A 4032-nucleotide genomic window follows, 5' to 3' on the forward strand; every position below is an offset into this window, starting at 1 on the left:
ATTGAGCCAAACGACTCCGACATATAAAAAAGCTACCGCATACGCAAGGTAAGACGGCCATTCCTTGATCAACTCCTCCGCGAGATGGCCTACCTCCATACTGGGTCGGTGAATCTCAATGACCAGTAGTGTGATAATGATGGAGAACACCCCATCACACAGTGCTTCCAAGCGATGAATTTGAGCAGGGCTGCTGTTTTTCTCGTCGATCTCTTTAATTTGTTCCACGCTTTTATACTCAAGATTTATCGTGATTCTGGACGGGGTAAATCCCGAAGTTGGTCGGGTGACCTTCGCTACGGCAGGCGACAACTTGCTCAGTTATGTAATTTGTTTTCGTTGTTCAGAGGATACCGAATGGCCGCAGATGAACACTCCGTCTATTGCTATGTAATTTTTTTGCTTGATTTCAGTTCGTCGCAATATTCGGAGTGCCGATGGGCCTGAGAAGACGGAACATTCGGTGAGCAATATTCGAGGTTAAAAGACGTGCTAAATGGTGAGCCAACGTCTCAACGCGATGACGACTTCCCTAGCCAGCCAGGCAAATGATGGTTGCTACCATCGTTTGGCTATAAAGAGGATGCAAGGACTCGATATGGCTGCGGCGTGTGCCCGTTGCCTGGGGAGTGTTATTGGCGCGATATCCTGGATGGTAGTGTTTGTTGCCAGGCTCAAATGCACCGAAATAAAAAAAGCCCCCAAACCATTTCTGATTTGGGGGCCCACTCATGCGAATGCTTAGAAATTCATGGCATTATTTTTTCGTAGTGGTGCAATCCGTGCTCGGTCTACATCTGGCGTACGGTATTGCTCTTCAGGGATTTCTGCCAATTTGGATTCCGCGATTTCCGGGCCAAGACCGTAATAGCGGCAAAAGCTCATGATCATCGGGCGCCACAGATTGGGGTCGATCCGGTTCTGGTTGTCTTTAGCCAGGATGGAAGGATCCACGTGCACGCGTTGAATTCTCATCTCGAGGCAGGTGATTCCTTCCAGGGTGCACTCTTCAGCGCGTTCGTGAACGGAGTAATCATATTCATCCGCCATGACAGAATTGATTCTTACCAATTTGGCCTCCAGTTGAATCGGGCACTCCAAGACGCGTGGAGCATCGACGGTTTCTGAAGCGATTGGGGTCAGCCCAGCAGCGCCGAATTTATCCGCCTCATATTTATACCCGCGCTGGGCTTTACCAGTTGGGACCGGATTGGAAGCGGTCAATTTTGAAAGGCGATTCACGACATCAACCATGCTGCAGGTGGGTAGGTTGATCACACATTCGCCGGTTCGAATGATATTTTTTGCAGTTTGAGACACGGCCTCAAAGCCAAGCATGCACCGCCACCCGAGCCAGAATGCCGAAGAAATGGGTGCCAAGTTATAGGTGCCATCTTCGTTCACAGAACTGTTCAATACCACGGGAGTCCCGAGATATAAAATGGATGGCTCACTCAGTACATGCTTTTTTTTGGCTTTCATATCAATTCTCACTTCGGTGAAATTTCGGTTCGGTCGGTGAGTCTGTATTAATTTTTGTATGATCCACAAACAGGAGTTGTGACTCCTCGTAGTCGAGGAATCATTGCGTGGATAAATATTAATTCGAATGCTTTTCTAACTAACTCTGTTTCTTGCGTTGTAATGCGCTAAATTGAATTGTTAATTGGAGAGATGGGCAGTTTCAGTTGGCATCGTGAAAAATTATTCCCAATGTATGCCGGTGTCCTGTGCGGAGCTGGCTAACACCGTGTCGGGAATTACCTCGATAAAAGCCCCGTGTACTTTTCATTGGCCTGCAATTGACGGGGAGTATTGCTGCATGGCCCTGCAGGAGGGGCACTACTTCAGCGCGTCCTCCTTTCTTCGGATCGCTTTCGGTGAGAAGCAATTCACCTCCAGTGAATTCGAGAGTGGGGTCGGACAGTAGAAACACCACCTGTAACGGAAAGACGTGCTCGCCGTACAGGTCTTGATGCAGACAGCAATAATCGCCAGGCCCATAGCTGAGCATCAGTGGGGTAGGGCGGAGCTGCCCAGCCGCATGACAGATCTGGGTGAACTCATCATGGTTTGTTGGGAAGCGTTCGCTGATCTTCATCTGGCTGTGCCACCTGTTAGCAATCGGCGCCAGTTGTTCGTAAAGCGCAGTGCGCAAGCGTGCCACGGGATCAGGAAGGGGATAGCCGAAATATTTGTACTCGCCACGACCAAAGGCGTACCGCTCCATTACGATTCGGCTTCGGAATCGTTCTTTCTCATCATAGAGGGCAGTTAACTCCTCACATTCAGCCGGTGTGAGAAGCGTCGGGGTAACGGCGAAACCGTCTATGTTGAGAGTATTTTCAATATTCTCCCAGTTAAGCGCAGTCACTCGTTCATCTAATGCGCGCGGATCGGCACCCGGCAGCGAAGGTATATCGATGTTTACGGGTACTAGAGAAGTATTACTTAAATTCATATGAATAGTTTCCTGTACTCCGTTGTCAGCGAACTATGGCTGCTTTCCAGAGTGCGTACTTATCCGGTAGGCATACCGCACAGGGCCGATAGCCTGCTGAAAGGGCAGTCGCTTCATCCTGAAAAAACACGCGATGCTTGACGTAGCCACCGCGCGCGATTGCGAGCAGCGCTGTTCGGCAATCAAGGCGACCAAAGATTTTCGAACGTCGGTGCCCGCCGAGCGTGCCTGGAGCCTTACTGGCGTAAGGAATGCCATCTAGTCCGATTAACTTCCACGACTTTTCACTCACCGGTAGAAACCTGTGGACTGTGATCGAGCAGGAGCTCCAGCCCCATACGCTTGCCGCTTCTGACCCGGCTGATGGCGTGTTTCATGTTCACGCGGTAGTACCCTTTGCTGCCTTTAAATGGTCGATGCGCCGTGGCGATGAGGGCTACATCGCCGACGGCCAAGGGCAGTACCATAGGGCGAGATTGCATGCGTGGGCGTTGCTCGGTCATCACAAACTGCCCGCCGGTGAAATCTGTACCGGGATCCGATAGAAGCATCACCAGTTGGACAGGGAACTGCGTATTCGGATTTTGGGTAAGTACTTGGTACTCATGTTCTCCGAGTGTTTGTACTGCCCCATAGACGCGCTTGCCATCGACCTGTTTTGTGCTGGCTGCTACAGCGTCAATTCCCATGAGCTCGTTCCACGTGCTCGCGAGAGACTTGAGGTGCTGGTAGCAACTCTCTCTCAAGGTATTAAGAGTTTCTGGTAGCGCCGACGTCAGAAGCGTTGAGCTGCCCTGCGAATCGGGTGCGTCTGCGTCACGTTGACGAGCAATCGTCTCTGTTTCACGGATTAATGCCTGCGCAATTTTTTGTACCTCAGAAGGTTCAAATAAACCTGGTAATAGCGCATAACCTTCGCGACTCAGTTCTGACTCGATGTCGGCCCAGTTCAGCCCAGCCAATGATTCGGTGTTCATTATTCGTCTGCTCCCTCGCGGTCCAACAATGCACGTTTGCGATCGACACCCCAGCGGTAACCTGAAAGCTCTCCGCTTTGCCGAACGACTCGATGACATGGAATAGCCACGGCGATCTTGTTGGCACCGCAGGCGAGTGCCACCGCCCGGACCGATTTGGGTGATCCAATGCGCTCGGCAATTTGGGTGTAGCTGGCCGTTTCCCCAGCGGGGATTTCCCGCAAGGCCTGCCAGACACGTTCCTGGAAGGCGGTGCCACGCACGTCCAAGGGCAGGTTGAGGCCAACGGCCGGCGCTTCGATGAAACCGACGACTTGTGCAATTAGTAGCTCGAAGTTCTCATCACCACCAATAAAGTCCGCTTTACGGAACATATCCTGGAGGTCTCGCACCAGCGCATCAGGATCGTCGCCAAGAAGAATCGCGCAAATACCGCGCTGGCTCTGAGCGACGAGAATGGCACCCAGAGAACATTGACCAACCGCGAAGCGAATCACTGCGTTCTGTCCGCCGTCGCGATAATCGCGAGCGCACATTCCGAGCAGTCCGGCGGATGTCTCATAAAAGCGGCTATTGGAGTTGAAACCAGAACCG

The 4032-nt window shown here is 51.7% G+C and carries 6 protein-coding genes; all 6 read right to left on the reverse strand.

The features are described 5' to 3' along the window. Positions 1–228: TMEM175 family protein (locus tag M0974_RS23350; protein WP_297842477.1), on the reverse strand; the 228-nt coding region annotated here is incomplete at its 3' end. A 513-nt stretch (positions 229–741) separates the two neighbouring features. Further along, complete coding sequence (locus M0974_RS23355) at positions 742–1482, reverse strand: flavin reductase family protein (protein WP_297842478.1); 741 nt, start codon at positions 1480–1482, stop codon at positions 742–744. 202 nt (positions 1483–1684) lie between these two features. Beyond that, positions 1685–2461: a 2OG-Fe(II) oxygenase gene (locus tag M0974_RS23360; protein ID WP_297842481.1), complete on the reverse strand. Its 777-nt coding sequence runs from the start codon at positions 2459–2461 to the stop codon at positions 1685–1687. Between the two features lie 25 nt (positions 2462–2486). Next, a complete protein-coding gene (locus M0974_RS23365; RefSeq protein ID WP_297842484.1) occupies positions 2487–2753 on the reverse strand; it encodes an Ada metal-binding domain-containing protein in 267 nt (88 codons plus the stop codon). Then, entirely contained in the window at positions 2746–3438 is a 693-nt protein-coding gene (locus M0974_RS23370) for a 2OG-Fe(II) oxygenase (protein WP_297842486.1), read from the reverse strand. Before M0974_RS23370 ends, M0974_RS23365 begins: the two co-directional genes overlap by 8 nt. After that, positions 3438–4032, reverse strand: a 595-nt coding sequence (locus M0974_RS23375; protein ID WP_297842489.1) for a methylated-DNA--[protein]-cysteine S-methyltransferase, incomplete at its 5' end; no start/stop codon positions are given. The genes M0974_RS23370 and M0974_RS23375, both read right to left, overlap by 1 nt.

The sequence above is a fragment of the Pseudomonas sp. genome (genome assembly GCF_026224925.1).
In the GTDB taxonomy this organism is placed as follows: domain Bacteria; phylum Pseudomonadota; class Gammaproteobacteria; order Pseudomonadales; family Pseudomonadaceae; genus Aquipseudomonas.

What these genes read in the sequence shown, in the direction of transcription:
- M0974_RS23355 (WP_297842478.1), bottom strand. Translation starts at nt 1,482, where the DNA reads ATGAAAGCCAAAAAAAAGCATGTACTGAGTGAGCCATCCATTTTATAT.
- M0974_RS23360 (WP_297842481.1), bottom strand. Translation starts at nt 2,461, where the DNA reads ATGAATTTAAGTAATACTTCTCTAGTACCCGTAAACATCGATATACCT.
- M0974_RS23370 (WP_297842486.1), bottom strand. Translation starts at nt 3,438, where the DNA reads ATGAACACCGAATCATTGGCTGGGCTGAACTGGGCCGACATCGAGTCA.